Here is a 26,229-nt window from a genome sequence, read left to right on the forward strand (position 1 = left end):
TTGGAGCATTTTATCATTTGCTTGGAGGACTGTCCAACCCGCCTTAGCGGCGACGCCGAAGATTTGAGCATAGGGAATATTCTACGGACGATTAATTTGATACAATTGTGGGACAGGTCTATAATGCCAATCCATCGGAGGAATGTATGAATACAATCTCAAACTATATCGCAGATCATCTGGAGAAAGGCAGCTGGATACGCAAGCTGTTCGATGAAGGCGCCCGCCTAAGAAGCTTGCACGGCGAGGACAGCGTCTTTGATTTCTCGCTCGGCAATCCCATTGTAGAGCCGCCAGCCTCATTTCTTGAAGCGCTGCAATCTGTTGTAGCTGCCGAACTGCCGGGCAAACACCGCTATATTCCAAACCAAGGGCTGCCAGAAGCCCGCGCCAAGGTAGCCTCTTTCATTAATGAGCGTTTCCAGACCGGGGTAACAGCAGGCACTGTCGTGATGACCGTTGGTGCTGGCGGGGCGCTTAATGTGATCCTGAAGGGCATTCTCAATGCCGGGGATGAGGTCATTATTCCGACCCCTTATTTTGTCGAATATGATTATTATGTAGCCAATCATGGCGGTGCAGCCGTTCATTGCCAGCTTGACGAGCAGTTCTCGCTGGATCTTGCAGAGATCGAGCGCTCACTTTCCGACCGCACGCGGGCTATCATTATTAATACTCCCCATAATCCGACAGGAGCGCTGCTCGGCCAGGACATTCTGAACGCGCTTGGCGCCCTGCTGGCCGAGGCGGAGAAGAAATACGGCAGCACCATTTATTTGCTCTGCGATGATCCTTACGGACAATTGATCTATGATGCGGAAGCGCCTAATCCTTTCGCTGCCTATCACCGCACGATTCTGGCCAGCTCCTTCAGCAAGGATCTCGGCCTGGCGGGAGAACGGCTCGGCTACATTGGCATCGATGCGTCCATGGAGGATGTTGGCACGCTTATAGCAGGACTGGTATTCTGCAACCGGACACTTGGCTTCGTCAACGCGCCGCTGCTGGTCCAGCGCGCAATCGCCGCTATGGAATCTCTGCGTATTCCGCAGCACGAGTATCGCGAGCGCCGTGACCTGATGGTGCAAGTGCTGCAGTCTGCCGGGTATGATTTTGTTATGCCTCGCGGCGGTTTCTTCATTTTCCCCAAAAGTCCGATCGTAGATGATGTCGAGTTCTGCCTCAAGGCAGCACAAGATTACCGTTTGCTTATTGTGCCGGGGTCGGGTTTCGGCAGAAAAGGCCATTTCCGCATCTCCTACAGTGTGCCCATCGAGCAGATCAAACGCTCGCAAGACACTTTCGCAAGGCTGCTGCAGGAATATAGCAAGTAAAAGCTGCTGCCCAGCTATATCAGATAGCACCGAGTGCTAAGCTGAGCTGGGCATCTGAAGCCCACGCATGCAGGAAGAACCTCCATTGGCATCAATGGGGTTCTTCCTAATTGAGAAAGCCCGACATGACCTGCAGCGCTCCTCATATCAAACCCCCGTACTGGATCTGCGCCGGATCCACGTTGGTTCGTGCTGATTTTTCCGCCGTTGTAACCGACCGCAGGTTATTACTGTGAGGCTAGCTTGTCAGATCATAGAAAATAATAGCGGGGCATTGGCATCAATGGAGGTTCTACCTTGCTCTTGCCTGGCCAACTTCTAATCCGCTATCAGGACCGCTCGGCAAGAAGCTTTTCCAGCTTGGATTTGATGTGAGGCTGCCGTTCTAAGAGTTCGTGGAAATTCTCGTGAGTTATCGTTACAAGCAGGCACGGCGTCACGGTTCTTACATCCGCATTGCGGGCCGACTTCCTCATAAGGGCAATCTCGCCAAAATGATCGCCTTCCTTGAGCACGGCCAGAACTACCCGCTGTCCATCCTCCTGCAGCCGGCTGATCTCGACTTTGCCGCTCTCAATCATGTAAAATTTGCTGCCTTCCTCTCCCTGTCTCAGAACATACTGATCTCCATCCAGCTGCTCCACAACGAATATGCCGGCCATTGCCTCCAAAGCGTCTTCACCGATGTTCTCAAACAAAGATAGTTGCCGTAACCGAGCCGTTTCTATGGACATATAATGACCTCCCTCGACCTGTTAACGCCATCATTATAGCACATCGAATGCTGTCGAATACGGCTCAATCCATAATTTTACCTATTTTTTAGTAAGCGGTTACATCCCTGCAGTCTGTAGGCGTGGAAGAAGAGAGCCTCCTGATCATCGGGCTCTCTCAGCTTCCTTAATCAGATGGAGTAGCCATCCTCTGACCCATCATCCTTGCTTCGCGTCATAACGCGGTCAAGAATCATCTTCTCGTAATAGGCAAACCCGCTGACTCTCTCCCGCGGCCGTGACAGAGCGATATCCACATCGAGCGAAATGGCCCCGTTCTCCACCAGTACAACCCGATCCGCAAGCGCCACCGCTTCACTTACATCATGTGTAACGATAATGGCTGTGAACTGGCGCTCCTGCCACAGCCGTTCAATCAGATCCTGCATCTCAATGCGGGTCAGCGCATCCAGCGCGCCAAGCGGCTCATCGAAGAGCAGCAGCCGCGGATTGCCTGCAAGCGCACGAGCGAGCGCCACACGCTGACGCTGTCCGCCGGATAATACGGACGGCCATTCGCCTGCCCGATCCGCCAGGCCAACCAGATCGAGCGCCTCCAGAGCCTTGGCCTTGTCGCCGCCCGGGGCACCGATTCTTACGTTGTCCAATACGGATTTCCATGGCAGCAGACGGGCATCCTGGAACATGATGCGAACGTCGGAGCGAAGCCCAGCAGACGCCTCACCATCGAACGAGACGGTACCCGCAGACGGCTTCTCCAAGCCGGCAATCAGACGGAGCAGGGTGCTTTTGCCGCATCCGCTTCTGCCCACGATGGCGAGAAACTCTCCAGGCGCAACAGTTACATTCAACCCTCTAAGCACCCGCTGCTGCCCAAACTGCACAACCGCTCCGCCAACTGCAATTCCCAGTCCGCCCTCTGCCGATGATTCCGGCGCTGTCTCGGCGCCTTGCTTAACGAGCACCGGCTTCTCGGAACGAGGGGTCTCGATATCATTGCTTAACGGTATTGGGGATGCCATTTCAGCCAGCTCCTCTCCATTAGCTTGGCGAGCCAATCCGATAGTTTGCCAAGCAAGGCATACAGCAGAATACTGAGCACAACAACGTCGAGCTGCATAAATTCACGCGCATTCATGGCCATGTAACCAATGCCGGAATCAGAAGAAATCGTCTCCGCTACAATAAGCGTGATCCACATAATTCCTAGCGCATAGCGAACACCAATGAGAATAGCCGGGAGCGCGCCTGGCAGAATAATGCTGCGGAACAGGGCGAATCCTGTCAGCCCGTAAGTGCGCCCCATCTCGATCAGGCCGGAATCAACGGACCGGATGCCATGGTGGGTATTCAGATAGATGGGGAAAGCGACCCCGAGCGCGACGAGGAAGATTTTGGCCTCTTCCCCGATACCGAACCAAGCGATGACAAGCGGTATGAGCGCGAGATGCGGAATGTTGCGAATCATCTGGATACTCGTATCCGTCAGCTTCTCCGATAAGGAGACAATACCATTCAGAAAACCGAGTATGAATCCGATGCTGCCGCCAATCGCAAATCCGATCAGCGCACGGCGCGTGCTGTCGCCGATATATCCGAACAACTCGCCATTGCGGATCAGCTTAACGCCTGCTTCAAGCGTTGACAACGGAGTGGGCAGTATCCGGCTCGAAATCACTCCAAGACTGCCTAACCACTGCCAGACGATAACGATAATGACTGGAATCAGCCATTGCAGGCCGATGGAGAAACCATTCTGCTTCCACTTGATACTTCTACTCATGACGTATACCCCACTCTCTCAAACCGAGCTGTCTCGTTACTCGATCACTGCATCCTTGACTTTAATTTCATTGGGAATAAGACCTAGCTTGAAGAACGTATCGGCAATTTGCTGCTGTGCTTCAATGATAGACTCGTCGATCGGCAGAAGTCCGTAATCACGTCTTCCGGAGGCCAGCTCCAGAGCAGGAACATCAATGTTAAGCTGCGGGGACAACAAAGCCGCCACTTCCTTCTGATTCTCCTTGGCCCAGACATCTACCTTGTTCAGCTCATCCAGCACGGAATCTATAATCGCCTTATTCCCTTCCACGAATGAGCGGGAGGCCAGATAGAACTCATGGTTCGCAACAAGGTCCTTGCCGTCGATGAGCAGCTTCGCTCCCGTCGCGGTCTGTGCCGCTGCAAGGAACGGATCCCAGATGACCCAGGCATCTACGCTGCCATTGTCAAAAGCAACCCTGGCATCGCCAGGCTTCAGAAACACCGTCTCAATATCCTCATACGCGACACCGGCCTGCTCCAGCGCCTTCACAAGCAAATAATGAACGTTGGAGCCTTTGTTCAATGCAACCTTTTTGCCCTTCAAGTCGGCAACCGTCGCGATCTTCGAATCCTTGGGCACCAAGATGCCTTCGCTGCCCGGGCTGGCAGGTTCGTGTCCGAGATAAATAAGCGGCGCTCCTGCAGCTTGCGCGAATATCGGCGGCGCTTCCCCCGTATGACCCACATCTATACTGCCGACATTAAGTGCTTCGAGCAGCTGCGGGCCGCCGGGGAATTCTGTCCATGTCACTTTATAGCCCTCTGCCTCCAGCCTTTTGTCCAGATGGCCCTGCGCCTTCAGAATGTTAACCGTGCCGTACTTCTGATAGCCGAACCGAAGCTCCTTGGTTGCCTCCGGCTTCTTGTCAGCTGTATTGGAATCGCCCGTGCTGGCGCTGCCGCTAGAGTCCCCCTGCTGTGACGCGGAACCATCTGCGGAATTCTTGTTATTCTTGGCCGAGCAAGCCGACAGAACCAAGGCCATGCTTAATAAGAGAATCGATAATACCGCTGCGCTTTTGCCTGCTGATCTTCGTTTCATGAGAAATGCCCCCTAGTAGTAATTGTGCAAAATAAAGAAGGAGGCCTCCTCGATCCAATCCTCCATCATGGAAGGTATTGGTCAGGAGACCTCCGGCCGACCGGTAGGTCTTCTTTCTTTTTACTAATGCTAACATCATATACCAACTATTCCTACCCGTCAACTTTGAATTAAAAAATGAAGCACTGCATCGATTTCAAAATGAGCTATTGACAAAAAGACCCTCTCCTTTTAATATATCCATTATAGATATATCAATTATGGATATAACATTAATGGATATAACATTAATGGATATAAGAATTTGGAGGTGACGTTCTTGTCCAGAGGCAATTCATTCGATGCGGACCAGCTAACAGATGCAGCCTATTATATTCTGCTGTCGCTTCTCGTTCCCAGACATGGCTATGGCATTATGAGCTATATCGAGAATTTGACTGCGGGTGAGGTTACAATCGGGCCGGCAACAGCCTATACCTTGATCAAGAAGCTGCAGGACAACAAGTGTATCGTATTGTCGGGCGAGGAAGACAATGACCGGCGCAAGACGTACAGGATTACCGAGGCCGGGCAGCGGCTGCTGCACAAGGAGATCGAGCGCAGGCAAAAGATGGCCGATCACGGCACTCAAGCACTGCAATCAGCGAGGGAGGAAGAACATAATGGGTAAACAAAGACGGTACATTGCATCTGGCGGGCTTGCATTCACAGAGAACCGGGATATGAATAAACTAAGCCGGCTTGCTGCGAAGGGGTGGCTGCTGGAATCCTTCGCTTCCTTCGGCTATTATGTGCGCAGGGGCGAGCCGCAGCAGCTCGTATACTCCGTGGATTATAACAAGGTTGAGCATGACGAGCTCAGGGATTATGTTGAATTATTCGAAGCAAGCGGCTGGACGAAAGTATGCTCGCAGGAGCGAATCCACATTTTCTCGGCACCTGCCGGAACGAAACCGATCTACACAGATTCCGATACGAAGTCGGAGAAATACAAGAGTCTCGTAAGACTGATGAAGCCTATGCTGGCGGTTCCCCTCTTCACCGTTATCATGTTCGCTCTGCTTATCGCCACACAGTCCGCAGAGAGTTCTGCTCCGCTGGCCATCATTCTGAAATCAGCAGGCATACTCGGTTTAATACCAAGCGTACCGATTCTGGCGACATACGCATTTGCCCGCATTCGTCTTATCCGGGTGAAATAACAGACGTCAGAGTGAGCATCGTCGATCTACAGGCAAGAAACCCAGCATAAGGCTGGTTGCAAGAGTTCCGCTCTTGATTACCGGCCTTAGATTACTTCTTCTTGCTGTTCCGCATGGCAGGCAGCAGCTTCAGATCACCGTTGTCCCCCTCCACGAAATGCATATAATCGGCCGATTCCATCGGAACGAGCGCCATTTTCCCATCCTGGTTGAAATGAATCCCCCAGCCGTATTTCTTGGGCAGCATCGAGGCTCTGAGACAAGCCTGCGGCTTCTGAAAGAACTCGTCCTTAAGCTGTGTCCCTCGCTCCGCAAGCTCCTCCGCCGTTATCTCCTTGTGCCTGACATGAACCTCGAACAGCAGCTCTTCCTGCGTATACTCGTAAGGATGATTCGCAACCAGCTCATACTCAATACCCGGCTTCGTTTTTCCCGTCTTCTTATCCAAAGGGATCATACCGTAATCTGCCGGACAATCCGAAGCAATCGTAATAAACGTATTATAGTAATTCCAATTCATATCCGTTCTCCTCCTGACCGCTTCACCGCATGAAATGCCGCTCCGCCGCAACCTTATCGTTCCGTTCGCAGTCTATTCATTTAACATACAATGTTATGGGGAAGATAACAATTTCAATTCTCTGATAGACTTTATAAGATCAATTTATGTACTGCACATGAGCCGGAAAGGAAGCGATTATAGACCGATGGCCAAACATTACTTCATCCTCTGGATGAGCTCTACCCTTCTTCTAAGCGCCGCAATATGGGGATTGGAGAAGCTGGAAGGGAATAAAATCACGACAACGGAATTTATGGGCCTGATGGATATGGGCTTCATGCTACTCGGCATGCTCAGCCTCGTCATCTTTATGCTCTTTCCCCTGACTTTGCTGCCGATCTCCCTTATTGTCCGCAGATTCATACCGTTCTCCAGCATGAGGCTGACCCTGTATCCGCTGTTGGGAGCGGCACTTGGCAAATGGGTATTCGACTCCCTCTACGATGACCGGTTCATCCAGGAGTATCAGCTATACCCCATGACTTCAATTATTGTCTTCGCAGCCGTCGGCTTGGTCTATGCTCTGATCGATTATTTCAGTGCCCAGCGGCATCTGGGGCGGCAATGAGCCGCGGGCTGTGGAATTCTGGTCATGCTGCCAATTATAAGTTATACTTATTATAAGTCTATCTTAAAATACTATACTTGGTGGTGCTGCCCTCATGGAGAAATTACCCGTTCTGTCTTTGCCGCGAACACGGCTCGAACAGCTGCATGACATCCTGTCCGTCGTTGTACTCGCTTTCTCGATCATTTATTTCATACTCAATTGGTCCGATCTCCCGCAGACGGTTCCCATTCATTACAACGGACGCGGTGAAGCAGACGGATGGGGCAGCAAAGCTACTCTGCTTATACTGCCGCTGCTATCGCTCATTCTGTTCATAGGACTATCCATCCTGAGCAAATACCCGCATAAATTCAACTATCCCTTCAAAATTAATGCCGAGAATGCTCCCCATCAGTATCAAACGGCGAAGCTGCTGTTAAGCTGGATGAAGGTCGAGCTTGTTCTCCTCTTCGGGTATTTGCAATGGTCCATCATCCAGAATGCACTTGGGCATTCCGCAGGAATCGGAGTCTGGCTGCTCCCTGCCGTACTCGTTATCATCTTCGGCACAATCATTATTCATCTCATCCGCATGAAGAGATAAATGGGAAAAGAAGCTGTCCCCTAAGTAGATTATTTATCGTTTCAAGCCTAGTAAAAAAGCGCGAGTGACAGGGGCATTTCGCCCCTGTCACTCGCGCTTATTGGTTCATGCTCGCCCACTGAGCAGGTTAACCAGATATCAGTCATTCTCTTCGCCGCCATAACTGCATCGGCAATAACCCCTCCTGGGAGGTTCCCGGCGTTGCCTTTCCCTTCTTCAAGTGTGGTTGGAAGGCAAAGTGACGGAGTGAGAAGCCTGCGAATGTGCAGGAATTTCGGTTACAAGACGCCATAATGGTGGAATACCTGCGAAAGTACATGAATTTAGGGGGAAATCGGCCGATAAGGGGAAATGAAGGTGAAATGCCTGCGCTCTGGCAGGCATTTCACCTTCATGGGGCCAGAAGTGAGCAAAAACCTGCTGTTTCGCATGTTTCGCTTAGCTCGCATCACTACAAAGTGCTAGAGGCTTGGATCAACAGCTTGGCCAACAGCTCGTAATCAGGCGTATCCCCTTCACGAATTTTAAGCCATTTGCGCTCGGCTGGGCCTTCGAATTCCTTGGGGAATTCAAGACCGGTTGCATTCATAATCATAAAGGCAATGGCATCTTTCGACGGCGAGATAACTGCAGCATAATGTCCATTCTTTAGAAAATGGGGCTTTTTGTATTGTATGCGTTCCGCAGCTTCTGGAATGGATTGATGCACCATTTGGCGCAGCCGGCTGCCAACCTCGACTTGCCACGGCTGACTCAGATTTTCGATAAAGGCCGCTACTTCCTCGTTCATCATTTCGTTACAGCTCCTTCTGTATCGTTAGTGATCTGGCGAAAACCTTCACGTTCTCTTGTATGAACTGTTCGAGCCCGATACCGGGATAGTTCTCCCCAGCCTCCAAATCGTTCATGAACGCGCCGTATTGAGCCATCATGAACGTGAACGCCTGCATGGCGGGGTTCGAACAAACGATCTTGCCTTTCTCGCTCATCGTAATGAAGTAATCTGTCAGCAATGTCAGCAGTTGATGAGGATTCTGCAGACGGCGTTCTTTAAAGCCGGGAATATGGACCTCATCCTTCAGGGCGATCAGAATCAGCTTGCGGTCATGGTTCATGATGTCATGATATTTCCTGCAGATGGCCAGCAAGTCTGCTTCTAACTCCCACACCAGCTGCTCGTTGAAGAGAATTTGAAGCTCCTCGGCATACCGAAAACGTTCAAGGGCGGTTTCGAGCAGCCTTTGCTTGCTTCCGAAATGCCGAAAAAGGGTCTTTTCACTTAGATCAGCGGCTGAGGCGATTTCTTGCGTTGTAACTGCATGATAGCCTCTCTCCGAAATGAGGTCGATCGCAGCCTTCAGCAACTTCTCAGCGCTTCCTTGCTTAGCTTGCCGCATGATCAACTCCCTCTCTCTAAGATAAGATCCATAATAATATATGTCAGTGATCACTGACATTATAGTAATCCAAAATGATCTTCCAGTCAATAGACTCCGGCTCTTACTCGCGCGAACCCGCTGCCGTTGCTGGAATCAGCTCATACAGGCTGTCCACCTGGCATCCAACGATATGGGAGATTGATATCGCATTTTTGAGCGACATCACCCTTTTATTATCGATAAAGTCCGCTATGCGCTCCGTCCTGTACAGCATTCCCTGGGCAAGCTCTTCCACCGTCATTCCCGCTTCAGCCAGCCTTTCCCGCAGCAGACAACGGCCAAGTTCAATCTTCAATGCCTCTTCACTTCCCTTCCTAATACAAAAGTATGACAATGGAGCGCCCTGCTTAAACCTGTCTGTACGAAATCCATCTGCAATGATCCCGTCGTCTGTATTGGGAGCAGATTAGCCCCCTATCTCAGCAATTTGGTCGGATTCGTAAATAAAAACACCCTCTTGCAGCGTACTGCCCTTAACAGCCATCGCTCTTGCAACAATCGCAGCGTGAACGGGTCTGTATCGGCGCAATCGGCCACGCATCACGAGCTTGAATAAGGGGCTCAGTATAATGGCGAGCTTCTCGACAAGCCGGAACTCCTTACGATCGCCAAGCAGCAGCGACGGCCGGAATATATGCAGAGCGGGCAGCCCAATGTCTCTGACGCTCTCCTCAACCTCACCCTTTACACGGGAATAGAAGTTGCCCGAACGAGGATTAGCGCCAAGTGCGGTAACCATCAGAAACCTCTGTGCCCCGCCCTGTTTGGCAAGCTTCGCCAGAGCAAGCGGATAGTCGAGATCCACCTTCTTGAATGCTTCTTGTGTTCCGGCTTTTTTGATCGTTGTGCCCAAGGTGCAGTAGACATCGTCCACTTGAAAATGCTGCAGGCTGCTCCCTAGCTCGTCAAAATCAACGACAATCTGCTCCATTCGCGGATGCTCCAAGCTTAGAGGATTGCGGACAAGCACCTTTACCTGTGAATATTGCTGCTTCTCCAGCAAGTCCTTTAACAGCTGTGCCCCCACTAATCCGCTTGCTCCAGCGAGCAAGGCTGTCTTCCGTTGTTCCGTCATCGTGATCACTCCGATTTGCAGTCAAATTTATGCTTTTATTATGTTTGATCCGGCGATGGTTGTACAGTCGATTAGCAAGTGATGGGCCGGGACAAGCGGGTTGCTCGTATTACGACCGCTCATCTCGGCCAGCCATCTCAAAGATAGAATCAACGACAAGCGGCAGATTATCCCGCAGGGAGCTGGCTCCCATTACCGAACGCGCATGAATGCCCCTCTCGCCGAACACCTCTGAATTATTTACAGTCAACCCGTCGTAGCTGCTATAATGATGATAGAATTGGATATATTTATTGGAATTTCACTTAAAAAGAAAGGAAGATGAAATAATGAGCTTTGATTTTGAAAAAGAGTTTGCTAATGATCATCAGAAAATTATTAAAAAACTCCCTTCTATAATCCTTAGGGCAAAAGAAAAAAATAAAGATCATGCTTCTGAACTAATTGTTGCCATAGAGGTCTTGAAAGTAACCTTCAGCACTTATATAAGAATTCTAAAAAAGTATGAGCATTATCAATTAGAAAAATTTCAAGAGCTAGAGAAAAGATTAGATAAGTAAAAAACCTAATTTCTCCTGACCCCTAATTCAACTAGATCGGTACGGGAAAGATGCTAAAGAGGAAGCAAGACTTCAGATCGTGAAGGCAGCGTTGACGAGTTTGAAGGGGGAACCGTATGTACGAGAACCTCTCGTGGTTCGATTAGGAATCGCCGTAAATTGCATGTGAGGAAATTCCCTGGCAGACGATCATTACATGAACTATGGCGGTTGCGAGCATGGAAAAATGCCACAACAGGCCGCTAAAGTCCACGAGAAGGAACTTGAAATTGTGCAAGGGCTGCTAAAAAAGAATAACCCCCGCTTATCCGACAATTCGAAGGAGCAGACCAGTTCATTAAGCGGGGGGAAAGCAGCGGCCTTAGTCTTGTGAATCATTGGACTTTCAGAGTAGGCCTAATCAATTGTGGCAGATAGATATTAAGTATGGTATGCCCAACTCTGTCAATACTTACCGTTCTATTTCATGCGGCAAAATTCGGGTTATTTTGACACAGGAATAACTTCTATGACTTGTTGAAAGCTTGTTGACACCAATTTATGCCCTTCTTTTACGGCTATCATATCCTTTAACAGCTCTTTGTTTTTATGGTTAACAATTATATAGAACTCTCTAAATTTTTTATCCTTATTATTATTTGCAGAAATCTCTTTTAAAGTGAGCTCATGTTTCTTGTCTCTAACTAATTTATTATCACTTGAAATTAGCTTAGACTGACCTAAATTATTGACGTAAATCACATCAATCATTGCATCCTGTGACAATTTACTAATAGATAGCGTATTATATTCGTCCTGCGTACTTGGTATTGAGTCGATTAATCGTACCTTCACTTTAGTTCCATCGAAATTTAACCAAGAAAGTGTCGGGTATACATTTCTATACTCTTCTTGTGGTATGTCTAATTTGTGAGTTTGCAGATCTTTTTCAGTAAAAAAATTATTTGAACTCGCATCTTCAATATACCATCTTATAACCCCAAGACTAGCCCCAGTGTACATATTCCTAGCCTCTTCTATTATAGGGAAAATTATTAATTCTTCACTAGAACTACTATCCCATTTCACTGAAAAATCAATACTATTGGAGCTTCCTAATTTGGAAGGGAGCTCTATTGCTTTATACCAATCACTCCCTTTTTTTAGTTTTATATCAGTGACATCTCTCCCTTGAAGGGCGATTAATGTTATATTTGTATCTATTTTAGAATTATCAATCATAAAAGATAAATTTAGTTGGTTTAATTCATCTCTTTTTAATTTATAATATTGGTTTTTTCCGGTATTGAGTTCTTCAACATTCGAATCAACTAAATTGACTCTGAAATAAATATTTGGCACTTCTGAATCTTCTATTTTATTGTCAATTGTGACGGGTGTAATATGATTTTCGCTAACCTTTAATACACTTCTACTACTTGTAGAAGAACAAGAACAAAGAAAAACCATTAAAACCATCAACATATTACAATTAAGCCATTTCGCCTTTTTCATTTTTCACCCCGAAAATGATAGATATTAAAAACCCTCCAGTAAAGGAGGGTGCGAGCCTTATATTTAATAATTCTCTCCATCTACAGTCCAGGCCGAAAAAAAGTCAGAGCCGTTTGTTATAGTGTGGTTGGAGAAAGCTTCCCAATAACCACCTGCGGTAGATTCAGCTAAGAATTCCACTTCTGCGTCAAAACCTGCTAATCCCAATGCCTGATCACTCTGACCAATGAAATCATTATCATGGAAAAGAGAAGTGGTTACAGAAGCAACATAAAGAAAGCTCTTAGGATCGGTGACCCCCGTCGCGCTGTATTCATACAAAGGATACGGAGCAGGATTATCGGCGATTGCACGAAGCAAAATGCTCTCACCTGTTGCCATTGTTGTGAAAGATGGATCAGACGGTGTGGTTGTATCAGTACCAAATTCAATTCGTTGAGGTATTTGGCTACGATCCATATCAGTTGGAATAATTACGTTTGCAAAAGCAGTTGCACTTGAAGCTACCAGTATACCTGCAATAGAGAGTGTTGCGACTAATTTCTTCATTTCGAAACCTCCTATAAATTTTTTGTATTCCAATTTGTTTGGTACCTACATTCTCCAGCCCGCTAACCTAGATCTGTGACCTTCAAAAATTTACTACATCGTCTGCTGAGGAATAGCCCCCTCTCTATCATATTCTTTTGCATGTAGCCTCGATTACCCTACTACTGCATATGTCAATCCTGCTGTCTATTTTAAATAACGCATTAAACTCCTATAAAGTTGCTAAAATTACAATATTTTATTTTTCTGGCGTATCAACGAGCTAATTGTGACATAACGTGCACGGAAGATTCGTGAGTAGATTTTCAACCAAAACACTTGCTTGCATTGATATCGTTTGTTAATGAGACGAGAAACATAGACGAGTTCTTAGTCCGTGACCTCGGCGGAATCACTACCTCTAGGGAAGAACTTGCGTAAGAGCCCATTTCCATTCCTCGTTTGCCCCTTGCCAAGAAGAGTAGATATCTGCGAAATAAACAGCCATCCCTTGGCTGAATTCAAGCGTAGCGTAGCAGGTAAATTCTTTACCTCGATCAGCGGTTGATCTGTAATGCGCCTTGTAGGAACTGGTCGGCTACAACACTGAAGGCGTTCCCTCATAGAGTAAGCTGTATCTGGGATTCGGAGGGCTGAATGAACGGGATATGGAGCGCGGCATTCAATTGCTGGCAGAGGCCTGGTCGGGGGTATTGGGCGGTTAACCTCGCAGCTGTGTTGGAATAGTAGTTGATCCTGCCCCTGGCGGCTATGTTACACTAGCATACATAGGAATGCGGGAGAGAGAACAAGCGGTCTGTTAGCGAAACACCGCGCGCTGAAGCTGCGCACGGAGTGATAAAGCCGGGCAGCCGTCATGCAGCGCCGCATCGCACACTGGAAGGAAAGATGATATGAAGCTGGTATCTTGGAATGTGAATGGCCTCAGAGCCTGTGTGAATAAAGGATTCAATGATTATTTCAAGGAAGTGGATGCCGATATATTCTGCGTACAGGAGACGAAGCTGCAGGAAGGGCAAATTATGCTGGATCATGGCGAGGAATATGCGCAGTATTGGAATTACGCGCTTAAGAAGGGATACTCGGGCACTGCTATCTTTACTAGAATAAAGCCGTTGTCGGTCTATTACGGTCTGGAAGAGGATGGGGAGCCTGAGGGTCGGGTCATCACGCTGGAATTCGAACATTACTATCTCGTGAATGTGTATACGCCAAATGCGAGGCGTGATCTCTCCAGACTGGATTACCGGTTGGAATGGGAGGATCGCTTCCTGACCTATCTCCGGCAATTGGACAGCCGAAAGCCCGTCATCGTCTGCGGCGATCTGAATGTCGCCCATCAAGAGATCGATCTGAAGAACCCCAAGTCCAACCGCAACAATTCCGGCTTTACCCTGGAAGAGCGGGGCAAGATGACGCAATTGCTGGAGGCCGGATTTATTGATACGTTCAGACACTTCTACCCCGACCGGATGGATGCCTACACATGGTGGTCCTATATGCCCAAGGTGAGGGAGAGGAACGTAGGCTGGCGGATTGATTATTTCCTCGTCTCCTCCCAATTGCAATCTTCCTTGCTGGATGCAGCCATTGATGCGCATACGATGGGCAGCGATCATTGTCCTATCGTGCTTCATATTGCAGATAAGCATTAGTGTATATTAAACAGCATCAGCGCGAGCAAAAAACGTCTCGATCTGTTCGCGGTGATGCCCGTCATGACTGATAAATTCCCAGAGCAGGTAGCCAAGTGAATACAGGCTTCCAGTCCGGGGGCAATTCGTATAACCGTTTACTGCAATCGGTCGAAAAAATTGCTCCTCCGTCATCCCGCCGAGCCTGCGTACCAGTTCGCCTCTTGTCTCCCCTGCCTGCTGCAAGAGCGCGGAGGGTGATATTCCTGATCGCGCATAGGCGGATGAAGCCGCATTGTAGTTGTCATGATCGGGAAATTGAACACTTCCGCCAGAGGCAGCTGAGACCTGCGGCAGCACATCTGCAAGGAGGTATTCATCCCACTTCATCAGATGGGCGACAATCTCCGCCGCACACCATTTGTCTTCCTTGATTGGTCTGTGCCAGCCTTGCCCGATGCTAGCCAGCGATGCGTACCACTGCGCTAATTCGCTCAACTGCTGAATGAGCTCGTCCCGCTTTTTATCCATTGAATACCCTCCTGCAACACGTATATAGCAGCATTGTAGCGTACAAACCACGACATCCTTATGTCATGATTGTGGAGCCCGCAATAGTCAAGTATAGAGGCGCCACGTGCTCATGGCCCGATCACGAATGATGGCGCGAATGGATTCCGGTTCAATGACTTCCACCGCATCCCCGTAGCTCAGAATCATCCCGTACAACCATTCGTCCTCTGGATAGACAATCTTGACCAGCATCGTGCCGTCAGCCTCGTACTGTATAATGCCGTCCTGCATGGAATCTTCCACTCTCACTCTGGCTCTTGGCTGGAACCGCAGGGTCAGATGCGCGGCCGGGGTATTGCGTATCCAATCCGCATAGACTGTACTGGCACGATAGGGTTCGATTCCCTGTTCGAATATCTCTGGCGTAACGGCAATCTCTCTTATCCTCGACAGCCGGTACAGCTTGGCCTTGCCGCTTGTCCGGCAGAAGGCGTAGAGATACCAGCGGGAGTTCTTATGGATCAGGGAGGCTGGCTCAGCCACAGGATGACTCTCGACTCCCTGCGAGTTGGTATATCGGAAGGTAATCACGGATTTGTTCCTGATGGCCTGTCTAAGCAATTCCATCTTTCCCTTCTCCGCCTCATTGCCGCTCCATGGAGAAAGGTCAATCATCCATTGCTCCAGGATGCTGTCGGAATAATGAAGGTCATTCTTTTTCAGCAGGGCGCGTATCTTCTCCAATATACCAATCATATCCTGCTCATTCGTAAAGCTTTGCAAGCCTCTTAGTCCCGTCATTACAGCAATCAGCTCATCCTTGGTCAGCACCTGATGGCTAAGGCGGTAGCCCTCCATAATTTCGAACCCGCCATGCAGTCCGGGGTAGGCCACGATTGGAATACCGGCCCTATCGATGGCTTCCATATCCCGTTGAATCGTCCGATTCGAGACCTCGAACTTGCGGGCCAGAAGAGAGGCGGTTGTCCTTCCGTTATTCAACACATAAATGACAATCGCGAGCAAACGCTCGATTTTCATATCCATCACCTAGTCATACTATACAATCCCCGCAACATTCATGATAGAGCCGGATGCCACATTAATCTAAAGAAATGAAGTGGAGGTTGCCATTATGTTAAGTCATGTCATTAATGAGGATGTTTCGTTGAAGCTGCTGGAAGTCAGGCATGCGGAGGAGTTGTTCCGATTGACGGATCAGAATAGAGAGCACTTGAGGGAATGGCTGCCTTGGGTTGACAGCACAATGTCCTCAACACAAACGGAGGATTTTATAAGAAGCTCGTTAAAGGCGTACTCGGACAATAATGGCCTTCAGCTTGGCATTGTCTATCGGGGCAGCTTGGCAGGGTGTATAGGACTGCACTTCATAGACTGGGCTAATAGAAGAACGTCCATTGGCTACTGGCTGGCGGCAAATTATCAAGGGCTCGGCATCATGACAACGGCTTGCAAGGCATTAACCGATTATGTCTTTCATGACTTGTCGCTGAATCGGGTAGAGATTCGAGCCGCAGTCCGCAACGCCAAAAGCAGGGCCATTCCGGAGAGAATGAAGTTCCTGAATGAAGGAACCGTCAGACAAGCGGAATGGCTCTATGATCATTACGTCGATCACATCATCTATGGCATGTTGAAAGAGGACTGGGCGTAGCACGTCCTTCCTTCTTTCAGCCTTGTGCGTTACTGCTGTGTGTCTCTCGAATAGACGGCGAAGCCGCTTCTCTTCTCCCAGCCTATCCCGCTCCAGAACTTGCCGCCGTCGATATTATCATCAAGCACGAACAAGTGGCATTTGTCGATCCCGGCATCCCTCAACCTCTCCAAGCTCGTACTTACAAGCCGTTTGCCAATGCTGCGTCCTCTGAAATCTGGTTTGACGGCAACATGATGGATAAAACCCCTTCTGCCATCATGTCCGCAGAGACAGGTCCCTGCTATAATCCCGTCAACCTCGTACACATAGCTCATTCCTTTGTTCCGATCCAAATACATGGCAATATTCGCTCTCGAATCCGCCGAGCTTAACACCAGGCCCTCAATCTCGTTCCATAACGCGAATACACCCTCATAATCCTCAATGATCATCTCTCTAATCACGCGCTAATAACACTCCCTTATGCCAGCTTGTCCTAATGATGTTCCGTTCAGTGTCATTCAATAACGGTTCATTTCTTCGGTGAATAAAACATCATATAATTTTTGAACTGTCCATCCCAATATTCGCCGTTGTGGTCCCCATTCTCAGAATGGAATTGTACGGATGCACCGTGGTTGTTGAGTATGGTATATAGATATTCGCTTGCTTCAAAGACGAAATCCTGCTTGCCACTGTCAATATAGATCTGCAACCCCTTCAAATCGGCCCCTGCTGCAAGCGAAACCGGCTCGTTCTGCGCTTTCGCCTCAGGTGTCGGATACAACCATTTCTGAACAATGGGGTCGAGCTTGTCGCTCTGCAGAAAAGCCGGGCTATGGGCGCCCACCCTGCTGAATAAATCCGGATACTTGAATGACAAATGAAGGGCCGAGAACCCGCCCATTGAAATCCCCCCAATGACGCGGCCCTCGCGATTATTCTCCACACTGAAATTCTCTTCTACATAGCCGATGACATCCTTAATCAGATAATCCTCGTACATCCCTTCATAAAGGGCCTCCTTCGGATGAGCGCTGGGGAAAAAGTTAGCTTTGGGGGCCGTATTCATGGCGAGACTATTATTATAATTGGGAGCGATGATCACCAGCGGTTCAATCTCTCCCTGCTCAATCCATTCGTCCAGCATCACAAGACGGTGTGCTGCCAGCTCGACATCCGGATTGCTGGTATACCCGTGCAGGAAGTAGAGAACCCTGTATTTCTTGTCATCGGAATACCCCTTCGGCAAATACACATTCATATTCATCTCTTTGTCCAGTGCATCACTGTGAAAGGTCAGCTTGCGTAGCTCGGATTGAGATAAGGGAGCAGAGCCGCTGCTATTACCCGCTATTGCGCATGCTGTGAGAGTGGTGAGAATCATGAGCAGAATGAGCAGCATCGCAACAATACTGCGTACAGTTCCCCGTGCATGAATAGAGCAAGTTGGTTTAATCATGGCAATTACCCCATTTATATATTTGTTTCTAGTATAAGATGTAACATTATTCCTTACAGTGGATTTCATTGACAGGTGTAGGAGATCATATTGTCGCATTGTCCTCATTGACCGTGAAGCAGCCCGTATGCCTATGCGTAAAAGGTATACAACGCGGGACTCTCCGAAAAGTCCAATATCCAATGAGTCAGTCTCAAATGATGTGAAGGGATGCCTCCAAACCACTAAAAAGCTAAAAAGTGGGGCCGGAAGCATCTTTTCTTTGTATGGGGGGGGGTGCCCCCTTCTCCAAATGGTTTGAAGGCAGCTTGACGGAGTAAGAAACCTGCGAAAGTGCATGAATTTCGGTTACAAAACGCCATAATGGTAATATTCCTGCGATCATGCATGAATGTGAGAAGAAATCGGCCGTTAAGGGGAAAAGAAGGTGAAATACCTGCACGCTGGCAGGCATTTCACCTTCATGGGGTCAGAATCGAGAAAAAACCTGCAGTTTCGCATGTTTTGCCTATCTCGCATCTCGCATGTCTCGGCGTTTGAATGATGGATCGTCCTCTGGTGAGGAGTACGTGGGCAGTCCCATGATCACAGGCGTTCTACATCGTACAGCCTCTAAAAGTGGGGGCTGAGATTTCCAAAAAAGGACTTTCTGGACAGCCCAGTTTGCTGTTAAAGAATACGTCGCACAGATGCGATACGTTGACGCCAGTCAGCCACGTGCTACGCTTCACTAATAACGGTGATCCGCTCCATCGCCGGAATGCGGGGCTGTGCGTTCGGAATTTGTGCCGGGTAGCCGACGTGCAGATTGCCCAGCACCTTTTCGCCCGGCTTGATGCCCATGGCATCGCGGAATACGGCCTCCAGCAGCCAGGGGTACGTCTCCCATACAAGACCGATGCCCCTCTCCCACGCCAGCAGGCTGAAATTATGAATGATACAGCTGGTTGAGGCATAGTCCTCCTCGCGAATGATCAGGTTGGTGTTCTCCTGCATAATGACAGTGATGATCATCGGAATCGCCATAATTTTATCGTAAAATTTCTGCCCCGTCTCCTTGCGCTTCGACTGATCCGGCTCGCGGATCTCCTTCATGTAACGAACGGCCTCCGCCATTCGGCGCTTGCCTTCTCCGTGACTGATGATGAACCGCCAAGGCTGCGTCATATGATAATTAGGCACCCAGATGGCCGTATCCAGAAGCTCCGTGGCCAGCTCGACCGGCACCTCCTTCTGCTGAAATCGGTGCACCGACCGCCGTTCTCTCAACAATTGCGATAATTCCATCCTATCTTCCCTCCTGCTGTGCGATAAATCTCAACATGCGGCTGATCAGCGGCGGTATAACCGACACATGCCCCTCATCCTCGAACAGACGGTAACCGAGCCGCAGGCCGTAGGCTTGATAAGGCAGCAGCTGACGGTACAAGAGTCTCGCATCCTCAATCATGGCGGGCTTCTCCTCAGAGCCAATGCCGATGAAGAGAGCGGGTTCGCCCCCGCCCTGCTTCAACCGTGTCTCGAGCCCCGGCAGCTGCTCCAGCAGACGGCGATTGCTCCACCAGACCGACGGGCTGCCCGCTATATAAGTTTGAAACGCCTCAGGCCTCTTGAATAATACGTTCAGGGCGAACAATCCCCCCAGGGAATGGCCAAACAGCGATTGCCGCCTGCGATCGATCGGATAATGGCGTTCAATAACAGGCTTGAGCTCCTCTTCTATAAAAGCAAGAAAGGCCTCCGCCCCGCCAGTCTCGGGCCATTCCGAGCCATCCGGACGCAGGGGCAGACTTGAGGGATCTGTCGGCTCCGTAAAATCATAGAACCGCCGATCCGTCACAATCGGCGCATTGGAATCATAACCGATGCCGACGATCATGCTCGGACGGAAGCCATGCGGCGGGCGGGATTGAAGCCGCATCGCTTCCGTCAGCGAGCCGAATGTGGCATTCCCATCCAGTGTGTAGATGACGGGATATCCTCCCTCCGGCGCGAGTCCATCCGGTACATAGATCATGATCCGATATGTGCGGCGGCCCGTACCGCCAGCATGCATGATCCACTGCCGCGTTCCGGTAATGGTGAAATCCACCACCTCCACCGGTGCCGTCGGCTTCGTCTGCTCCATCGGCTCTTTCACCTTCACCGATTCCATCGACTCTATCGATTCCACCGGTTTCATCTGCTTCATCGACTCCGTCGGTACCAGCGGCTTCATCGGCTCTTCCGTCTGCTCCATCCCGCCGATCCCGGCGAGCCTGCCCGCTGCAGCTTCCTGCTCCACCGCAGGCACCGAGGCATCCCCCTCGTCCCGGAACAGCCAGATCAGAGCCTCCGTGAACCTTAGTGCCATGAAGTGCGCATCATGCGTGCCCCCATCCTCTATAGCCAGGTGCAGCCGCTCGAAGGGAATGCCCTTCTCCAGCCACATGGCATGGGCCTCCAGCGTATTGCCGACCATGTCCTTCTGGAGCGTCCCTTTATAGATGCCCTCACAGCTGCCCACCGACATAAAGATGCGGATAGGGTCAGCAAGCGGTGGCTCCTCCCGGATGAAGTCCATGGCGCCCTCGTACCAGAAGGATGTGGAGAGCAAGCCCAGCTTGCCGAACGTCTCCGGCCGCCAGTAGCCCGCGAACATCGATATCAGACCGCCGAACGAGCCACCGATAAATGCGGTATAAGCGGCTTCCGGCTTTGTGCGGTATTGGCCGTCTATGAACGGCTTCAGCACATCCGCCACCTCGTCCACATAGGCGCGGCCGCCGCCGCCAAAGGCCGGATAACTCTCCAGCAGCGCCTTCGCAGGCCATGGCGTATACTCCTCATTCCGGTTATGCGGCTCTACTCCGATAAGGATAAGCTCCTTCAACTTCCGCTGCCTGTACAGATGCTCCAGCTGATTCAGGCAATCATCGAATAACTGGCCGCCATCCTGAACATACGCGACAGGATAATGCTCCCCGGAATTCTCATAGGAAGGCGGCAAATATATGGTGATGTTTCTTCCTGCGATGCTCATTCGTTGATAGTAGTTCATAAGCTCCCCTCTCGTTCCACACATGGCCCCATTAACTCTTCGAGCGTATTAGAAGATAGACAAAGTACGGCACCCCGATAATGGAGATGACAATACCGACCGCAAGCTGCGCAGGCGCAAACACGGTTTTGCCGATAAAATCAGCCGTTACAACCATCGCTGCTCCGGTCAGCCCGCTGACAGGAATGAGTCGCTTATGCTGAATACCGACCAGTCTCCGTGCAATGTGCGGCGCGATCAGCCCAACAAAGCCGATGCTGCCGGATACGGCAACGCTGGCGCTGACAAGCCCGATGCTGCCCAGCAGCAGTATATTCTTCTCACGCTCTACAGCAACGCCAAGGCTACTGACGCTGGCGTCATCCAGCTGGAAGAGATCGAGAATATGCGACCTCAGCCAGATGACGGGCACGAGCACGATCAGCCAAGGCAGCATCGTAACGACAAATTTCCAGTTCGCGCTATAGATGCTTCCGGCCAGCCATACCACTGCCATCTCAAAATCACTGGGGTTCATTTTGAGCGATACGTACATCGTAATTGCCCCGAAGCCCGAGGCAACCGCAATCCCGACCAGAATGAGCCGCTGCGGATCCAGTCTCCCCTGACTTCGGGCGAACAGATAGATTGTAGCTGTAGCCGCCAACCCCCCGACCAATCCGAACATCGGCATCGTCATAACCGCCAGCCAGCCTGTCGTGTTCAGCTGCCCCTGGAACAGCAGCATGAACAGCACGACAGCCATTCCGGCGCCTGCATTAATGCCAAGGATGCCGGGATCGGCCAGCCCGTTGCGTGTAATCCCTTGAATGACGCTGCCCGCAACGCCCAGCGCAATGCCGATTAGTCCGCCCAGCACGATACGCGGCAGCCGGAACTCGAACACGACCAGATCATGCTCAGGGACGGGGTTGAGGCGCAGCAGCGTTTTCACCACTTCCAGCACCGACATGTCGAAGGTACCGTTCGTTAAGCTGAGATAAACGGCCGCCGCAATAACCGCAAGTGTGGACAATACGACGATCCAGAAGCGTGCTCCCGATGATTTATGCATGCTTGCCGCCGCCCTTCGTCTTGATCAGGTAAAGGAAGAACGGCACGCCGAACAGCGCCGTGACAACTCCAATCGGCGTCTCGAACGGGTAATTGACGAATCGGGAGATGATGTCGCACAGCGCCAGAAACAACCCGCCCAGCACGCCCGATACAGGAATAATCCAGCGGTAATCGACACCGGACAAGAATCTTGCGATATGCGGGACAATAAGTCCCACGAAGGCGATCTTGCCCGCCAGTGCAACTGCGACACCGGTCAGGATGACAACCGCCAGAATCACCAGGCCTTTCACAAGCCGGGTACGAAGGCCAAGGTTGGCCGAGATCTCTTCTCCCAGCGACAATACGGTGATCGACTTGGAGACGCCAATCGCCAGCGCAAGTCCCACAATAGCGAATGGAATAGACAGCTTGATCAGCTCGGGGTCCATCTGGTGAAGACGCGCATTATACCAGAAGCTGAGCCCCTGCGAGATCTGATAATAGGTCGCAACGGCATCCGCTACACCACTGAGGAAAGTTCCGATAATCGTGCCGAGAATGGCAAGCCGTACGGGCGACAGTCCGTTCGGTATGAGCCACGCAATCCCGAAGACCAGACCCGCGCCGAGTGCCGAGCCCAGCATGGAGAAGGTGATCAATCCTGCGGAATGCGTCTGTGGCAGAAACACCATGCACATCGTGACCAGGAATACTGAGCCGTCCGATACACCCATAATGGAGGGAGACGCCAAATAATTTCTGGTCATCCCCTGCATAACAGCACCGGATACGGCAAGAAAAGCACCGATAAGCATAGCCCCGATGACTCTCGGCAAGCGGGATGCCCGAATAATCTGGTGATCCACGTTATCCGCGTCGAAGCGGATAATGGACTCCCAGATTTCGCTTGCCGTGATGCTTTTGGCCCCATATAAGACAGATAGAATGATAATCAGCAATGCCGCTGCCGGCGCTATCAGAAGAATGAGCGCCGGCAGCCGGAAGTTGTATTTCATTAGGAACACGCCTTATTTATTTCTATTTGGACAGACTGCTTACCGCGGCCTTCAGAAATTCTATCTTGCTGTACGCCGTACCGCCCTGCGCCAAAGGATCGACGACATTGACGAATGCCGCATCGTTCTTGAATGCCTTGATGCTCTTCATAATGGGATTGTTCTTGAGATCCTCCAGCGCCCCCGGTGTATCCTTGTTCTCATCAGGCGAGAATTGGATGAACAGGTAATCCGGATTCATCTCCGCGAACTTCTCAATCGATATCGCTTCCTGCGCTTTCGCTGCCTTAACCTCTTCCGGTACGCTAATGCCCAGATCGCCATACAGCACCGGATTGAAGAATACCTTCTCTGGATAGAGATAAATATCGCCTTGACGGATCCGGGCCGCTATAACCTTCTTATCCTTCATTTTATCGCCCAGCTCTGCTCTCGCCGTCTCCAGATCCGACTTGTACTTCGCGATTGCCTCAGCAGCCTGCTCCTGCTTGCCGCTCAGCTCGCCCAGCAGCGCGAGGTTGGCCTCCCAGTTCGTTGCAATATGGGAGTATGGAATTGTGGGAGCGATCTTCTGCAATTGCTCGATGACTTCCGCAGGGAACTTCGTGGACGCCAGAATGACATCCGGCTTCAGCGACAGAATCGTCTCGAAGTTCGGCTCCGCCTTCTCGCCGACTGATGTTGCTTCGCCTGTCACCGCCTGGAACATCGGCGGGAAGACGCCCGAGAACGTAATCGCGCCGACCGGCTTCACATCCAGCACGATGGAATCCTCCATCGCCTCAACGGCGCCTGTAATAACGATCCGCTCTGTGCTGGCTGGCAGCTCATACTCCTGATCCAGATAAGTAATGCGTTTCGCTGCTTGTGCCGATGTGTCGGCCTTCTCCTCTGACGGCTTTTGGTTCGCCGCTCCTGCATTCTCTGCCTTATTATTCGACGACGCCGGCGCAGGCTCGTTATTGCCGCCTCCACAAGCTGCCAATACCATGGCTAACACTACAATGAGACCCAAACTTAATGCTGACTTCTTCATAATGACAATAAATCCCCCTTCTATGGCTGTCACTCTAATTGAGAATGACTATCATTCTTGATGATAGACGATACATCCCCTTCCGACCATGGACAAAATCCAGAAAAGTTATGGACGATTTCCGGAAAAGAGCTCCTGCGCAATATCGAGCATGCGCACAAGCGCAATCGGCGAGTACTCGCGCCAAGGCTCGGAGGTGATGAGCCGCACCTTATTCTCCCGCACCGCTTGCAGCGACAGCCATTCCGGGGATTGCTGCAGCTTGCTCCACCCTTCCAGCGTCTCCGACTCCTTGCAGATGAGCAGCAGAATGTGATCGGCCCGTATGGCATCCAGCTCCGCAAGCGTGATCCGATGATCGAAGGGCGCCCCCTTATCCGCGAATGGTGAACGCAATCCCAGACCGTCATACAGCACCTCCGACATGCTGAGGCTGCAGTGCACGTAGAATTGATTCTTCAGCAGCCGCAGCGTGAGTACCGTATCCCGGCCAGCCAAAGGCCCGATATGGCCGCGGGCAAGCTCCGCCTTGCGCTCATAGGCTGCAATCCAGCGCTCCGCCTCGGCTTCTTCGCCCAGCAGTGCGGCGACTGCAAGCAGCTTCTTCCGCCAGCCCATGCCATCGCCTGGCATCTCATATATCTCCGCTGCCGTGTCAGCCAGCCGATCCTTCTCCCATTCATCCAAGTCCGGCGGGCAAATAATCAGCTCCGGCTGCGCTGACGCCAGCTTGTCCAGATTGGATCCCTTGTAGTGATTCTGGCGGTAAGCATCCAGATGGATGGGAATATCCGCCCCAAGCTGGTCGTAGTAATAGCCCGACCATTTGGGATGAAGCGGAGCCGCATATGGAACTACACCCAACGGCAGCAAATACCCGATAAGCGAAGCTGATCCATAAACAACAATCCGGTGGCGGCGCTTCTTGATGAAAGCCGTCGGCGATAAGCCGACCACCTTTCTAAACTTCCGGCTGAAGTAGAACTCATCTCCATAACCGACCTCATGGGCAATTTCGCGCAGAAGCAGATCGGAGCGCAGCATCAGCTGCTTCGCTTTATGGATCCGCAGGTGTGTCAAATGATCAAGCGCACTGACGCCATACGTCTTCTTGAACAGATCGACAAAATATTTTGGGCTTAGCTCGGCAATGGCAGCCAGCCGGTCTATGGTGATCTCTTCACCGGAATGCGCCTCCATATAAGCTTTCGCCCGCTCCAGCGAATGGCGCGTATTGTCCTCCGGCTGCCTGCGGGCTGCCGCCAGCAGCTCATACAGCAGCTCCTGGCAGTCCAATTGCGCCCGCCATCTCACAAGCGCATCGCTGCTGCAGCTATGCTCTTTCATTGACCGGCAAAGTGCATGCAATCGTCCTGCCGGGGCAATATAGATGCCCTCACCCTCCGGCAGCAGCCCTTCCGGTCTGACGGCTTGCATCCGCTTCCTGCTTCTGCTGGATTCCTGATACAAGTGGAAGCGGATGACCGCAGCGGAGAATTCCCCGCTTGTACCGCCCGTCATTCCAAACGTACTCTCCGGCGGGCAGACGTATACCGTATCCATACACATATTGCAGGCCCCGTCAGCCCGTGTCAGAACGCCTTCCCCATGGAGCAGAACAATAAGCGCATGCGGAATGGTCAGCTGCTGGTCGAGCTGAAAGCCGCTGCTGCCCGTTACAATCTCGATATCGCATAACCTGGCCGTCAAGCGGTCAAGCTCAAGCGGTCTCTGCTCTTCTCTATGTATAGGAGGAATGGATTGTAAAGTCATGCTTCCCGCCACCTCTAATTGATATTGATAATTATTTTCAATTAGATTTTAACAAATTCAGTTCCTCTTGCAAATGTAATTGCCTGCC

The 26,229-nt window shown here is 50.7% G+C and carries 30 protein-coding genes and 1 pseudogene; 8 read left to right on the forward strand and 23 right to left on the reverse strand.

Annotated elements, in window-relative coordinates:
* Positions 1-146 precede the first annotated feature (146 nt).
* On the forward strand, positions 147-1,334 hold the full coding sequence (locus tag K0T92_RS11850) for a pyridoxal phosphate-dependent aminotransferase (RefSeq protein WP_219872688.1): 1,188 nt from the start codon (positions 147-149) through the stop codon (positions 1,332-1,334).
* Between the two features lie 329 nt (positions 1,335-1,663).
* Here K0T92_RS11850 and K0T92_RS11855 read toward each other — a convergent pair whose 3' ends face one another.
* From K0T92_RS11855 to K0T92_RS11870, 4 genes are all read right to left on the reverse strand, one after another.
* A complete protein-coding gene (locus tag K0T92_RS11855; RefSeq protein WP_219872689.1) occupies positions 1,664-2,068 on the reverse strand; it encodes a cyclic nucleotide-binding domain-containing protein in 405 nt (134 codons plus the stop codon).
* Positions 2,069-2,238: 170 nt separating this feature from the next.
* On the reverse strand, positions 2,239-3,090 hold the full coding sequence (locus K0T92_RS11860) for an ATP-binding cassette domain-containing protein (protein WP_219872690.1): 852 nt from the start codon (positions 3,088-3,090) through the stop codon (positions 2,239-2,241).
* Entirely contained in the window at positions 3,069-3,851 is a 783-nt protein-coding gene (gene ssuC, locus K0T92_RS11865) for an aliphatic sulfonate ABC transporter permease SsuC (RefSeq protein WP_219872691.1), read from the reverse strand. Before ssuC ends, K0T92_RS11860 begins: the two co-directional genes overlap by 22 nt.
* Before the next feature lie 36 nt (positions 3,852-3,887).
* Entirely contained in the window at positions 3,888-4,937 is a 1,050-nt protein-coding gene (locus K0T92_RS11870; protein WP_219872692.1) for a sulfonate ABC transporter substrate-binding protein, read from the reverse strand.
* A 319-nt stretch (positions 4,938-5,256) separates the two neighbouring features.
* On the opposite strand from K0T92_RS11870, the gene K0T92_RS11875 reads away from it, so the two are divergent.
* Complete coding sequence (locus K0T92_RS11875) at positions 5,257-5,607, forward strand: PadR family transcriptional regulator (protein ID WP_219872693.1); 351 nt, start codon at positions 5,257-5,259, stop codon at positions 5,605-5,607.
* The gene (locus K0T92_RS11880; protein WP_219872694.1) at positions 5,600-6,139 is read left to right on the forward strand and encodes a DUF2812 domain-containing protein; all 540 of its coding nucleotides are present in this window, start codon (positions 5,600-5,602) and stop codon (positions 6,137-6,139) included. The genes K0T92_RS11875 and K0T92_RS11880 overlap by 8 nt, the downstream gene beginning before the upstream one ends.
* A 91-nt stretch (positions 6,140-6,230) precedes the next feature.
* Here K0T92_RS11880 and K0T92_RS11885 read toward each other — a convergent pair whose 3' ends face one another.
* Positions 6,231-6,659 carry a DUF6157 family protein gene (locus K0T92_RS11885; RefSeq protein ID WP_219872695.1) on the reverse strand — a complete coding sequence of 143 codons (429 nt, stop codon included), beginning with the start codon at positions 6,657-6,659 and terminating at the stop codon, positions 6,231-6,233.
* Positions 6,660-6,846: 187 nt separating this feature from the next.
* Here K0T92_RS11885 and K0T92_RS11890 point away from each other — a divergent pair, with 187 nt between their 5' ends.
* Together K0T92_RS11890 and K0T92_RS11895 are read left to right on the forward strand one after the other, a co-directional pair.
* Complete coding sequence (locus K0T92_RS11890) at positions 6,847-7,269, forward strand: hypothetical protein (RefSeq protein WP_219872696.1); 423 nt, start codon at positions 6,847-6,849, stop codon at positions 7,267-7,269.
* 94 nt (positions 7,270-7,363) lie between these two features.
* Entirely contained in the window at positions 7,364-7,855 is a 492-nt protein-coding gene (locus tag K0T92_RS11895; protein WP_219872697.1) for a DUF1648 domain-containing protein, read from the forward strand.
* A gap of 451 nt (positions 7,856-8,306) precedes the next feature.
* Here K0T92_RS11895 and K0T92_RS11900 read toward each other — a convergent pair whose 3' ends face one another.
* The 5 genes from K0T92_RS11900 to K0T92_RS11920 form a co-directional block, all read right to left on the reverse strand.
* Entirely contained in the window at positions 8,307-8,645 is a 339-nt protein-coding gene (locus K0T92_RS11900; protein WP_219872853.1) for a DUF1801 domain-containing protein, read from the reverse strand.
* Positions 8,646-8,652: 7 nt separating this feature from the next.
* The gene (locus K0T92_RS11905; protein WP_219872698.1) at positions 8,653-9,252 is read right to left on the reverse strand and encodes a TetR/AcrR family transcriptional regulator; all 600 of its coding nucleotides are present in this window, start codon (positions 9,250-9,252) and stop codon (positions 8,653-8,655) included.
* A gap of 103 nt (positions 9,253-9,355) precedes the next feature.
* The gene (locus tag K0T92_RS11910) at positions 9,356-9,589 is read right to left on the reverse strand and encodes a helix-turn-helix domain-containing protein (RefSeq protein WP_219872699.1); all 234 of its coding nucleotides are present in this window, start codon (positions 9,587-9,589) and stop codon (positions 9,356-9,358) included.
* Between the two features lie 111 nt (positions 9,590-9,700).
* Positions 9,701-10,369, reverse strand: a complete 669-nt coding sequence (locus K0T92_RS11915) for an oxidoreductase (protein WP_219872700.1) — start codon at positions 10,367-10,369, stop codon at positions 9,701-9,703.
* A gap of 109 nt (positions 10,370-10,478) precedes the next feature.
* Positions 10,479-10,619 carry a RidA family protein gene (locus K0T92_RS11920; RefSeq protein ID WP_343223696.1) on the reverse strand — a complete coding sequence of 47 codons (141 nt, stop codon included), beginning with the start codon at positions 10,617-10,619 and terminating at the stop codon, positions 10,479-10,481.
* A gap of 79 nt (positions 10,620-10,698) precedes the next feature.
* Here K0T92_RS11920 and K0T92_RS11925 point away from each other — a divergent pair, with 79 nt between their 5' ends.
* Positions 10,699-10,929, forward strand: coding sequence for a hypothetical protein (locus K0T92_RS11925; RefSeq protein ID WP_219872701.1), 231 nt, complete (start codon positions 10,699-10,701; stop codon positions 10,927-10,929).
* A gap of 483 nt (positions 10,930-11,412) precedes the next feature.
* On the opposite strand, the gene K0T92_RS11930 is transcribed toward K0T92_RS11925, so the two are convergent.
* From K0T92_RS11930 to K0T92_RS25015, 3 genes and pseudogenes are all read right to left on the reverse strand, one after another.
* Positions 11,413-12,423 carry a hypothetical protein gene (locus K0T92_RS11930; protein ID WP_219872702.1) on the reverse strand — a complete coding sequence of 337 codons (1,011 nt, stop codon included), beginning with the start codon at positions 12,421-12,423 and terminating at the stop codon, positions 11,413-11,415.
* 63 nt (positions 12,424-12,486) lie between these two features.
* Positions 12,487-12,972, reverse strand: coding sequence for a hypothetical protein (locus tag K0T92_RS11935; protein WP_219872703.1), 486 nt, complete (start codon positions 12,970-12,972; stop codon positions 12,487-12,489).
* Between the two features lie 372 nt (positions 12,973-13,344).
* Positions 13,345-13,519: pseudogene (locus K0T92_RS25015) on the reverse strand (IS30 family transposase); the annotation flags it as partial.
* Between the two features lie 346 nt (positions 13,520-13,865).
* Between K0T92_RS25015 and K0T92_RS11940 the strand changes: the two are divergent.
* Complete coding sequence (locus K0T92_RS11940; protein WP_219872704.1) at positions 13,866-14,627, forward strand: exodeoxyribonuclease III; 762 nt, start codon at positions 13,866-13,868, stop codon at positions 14,625-14,627.
* A gap of 6 nt (positions 14,628-14,633) precedes the next feature.
* On the opposite strand, the gene K0T92_RS11945 is transcribed toward K0T92_RS11940, so the two are convergent.
* Positions 14,634-15,137: a DinB family protein gene (locus K0T92_RS11945; protein ID WP_219872705.1), complete on the reverse strand. Its 504-nt coding sequence runs from the start codon at positions 15,135-15,137 to the stop codon at positions 14,634-14,636.
* A gap of 87 nt (positions 15,138-15,224) precedes the next feature.
* A complete protein-coding gene (locus K0T92_RS11950) occupies positions 15,225-16,160 on the reverse strand; it encodes a helix-turn-helix transcriptional regulator (RefSeq protein WP_219872706.1) in 936 nt (311 codons plus the stop codon).
* Positions 16,161-16,254: 94 nt separating this feature from the next.
* Between K0T92_RS11950 and K0T92_RS11955 the strand changes: the two genes are divergently transcribed.
* On the forward strand, positions 16,255-16,794 hold the full coding sequence (locus K0T92_RS11955; protein ID WP_219872707.1) for a GNAT family N-acetyltransferase: 540 nt from the start codon (positions 16,255-16,257) through the stop codon (positions 16,792-16,794).
* 29 nt (positions 16,795-16,823) lie between these two features.
* Here K0T92_RS11955 and K0T92_RS11960 read toward each other — a convergent pair whose 3' ends face one another.
* From K0T92_RS11960 to K0T92_RS11995, 8 genes are all read right to left on the reverse strand, one after another.
* The gene (locus K0T92_RS11960) at positions 16,824-17,240 is read right to left on the reverse strand and encodes a GNAT family N-acetyltransferase (protein WP_343223697.1); all 417 of its coding nucleotides are present in this window, start codon (positions 17,238-17,240) and stop codon (positions 16,824-16,826) included.
* Positions 17,241-17,308: 68 nt separating this feature from the next.
* Positions 17,309-18,238 (reverse strand): alpha/beta hydrolase, encoded by a 930-nt coding sequence (locus tag K0T92_RS11965; protein WP_219872708.1) that lies wholly within the window; start codon positions 18,236-18,238, stop codon positions 17,309-17,311.
* A gap of 720 nt (positions 18,239-18,958) precedes the next feature.
* A complete protein-coding gene (locus K0T92_RS11970) occupies positions 18,959-19,525 on the reverse strand; it encodes a nitroreductase family protein (protein WP_219872709.1) in 567 nt (188 codons plus the stop codon).
* Between the two features lies 1 nt (position 19,526).
* Complete coding sequence (locus K0T92_RS11975) at positions 19,527-21,278, reverse strand: alpha/beta hydrolase (protein ID WP_219872710.1); 1,752 nt, start codon at positions 21,276-21,278, stop codon at positions 19,527-19,529.
* 31 nt (positions 21,279-21,309) lie between these two features.
* Positions 21,310-22,332, reverse strand: coding sequence for a FecCD family ABC transporter permease (locus K0T92_RS11980; protein ID WP_219872711.1), 1,023 nt, complete (start codon positions 22,330-22,332; stop codon positions 21,310-21,312).
* Positions 22,325-23,332, reverse strand: a complete 1,008-nt coding sequence (locus tag K0T92_RS11985; protein ID WP_219872712.1) for a FecCD family ABC transporter permease — start codon at positions 23,330-23,332, stop codon at positions 22,325-22,327. The genes K0T92_RS11980 and K0T92_RS11985 overlap by 8 nt, the downstream gene beginning before the upstream one ends.
* Positions 23,333-23,354: 22 nt before the next feature.
* A complete protein-coding gene (locus K0T92_RS11990; protein ID WP_219872713.1) occupies positions 23,355-24,368 on the reverse strand; it encodes an ABC transporter substrate-binding protein in 1,014 nt (337 codons plus the stop codon).
* Positions 24,369-24,476: 108 nt separating this feature from the next.
* Positions 24,477-26,141: a helix-turn-helix domain-containing protein gene (locus K0T92_RS11995; RefSeq protein ID WP_219872714.1), complete on the reverse strand. Its 1,665-nt coding sequence runs from the start codon at positions 26,139-26,141 to the stop codon at positions 24,477-24,479.
* Positions 26,142-26,229 lie beyond the last annotated feature (88 nt).

It is taken from the genome of Paenibacillus oenotherae, assembly GCF_019443105.1.
GTDB classification, from domain to species: Bacteria; Bacillota; Bacilli; order Paenibacillales; family Paenibacillaceae; genus Paenibacillus_Z; species Paenibacillus_Z oenotherae.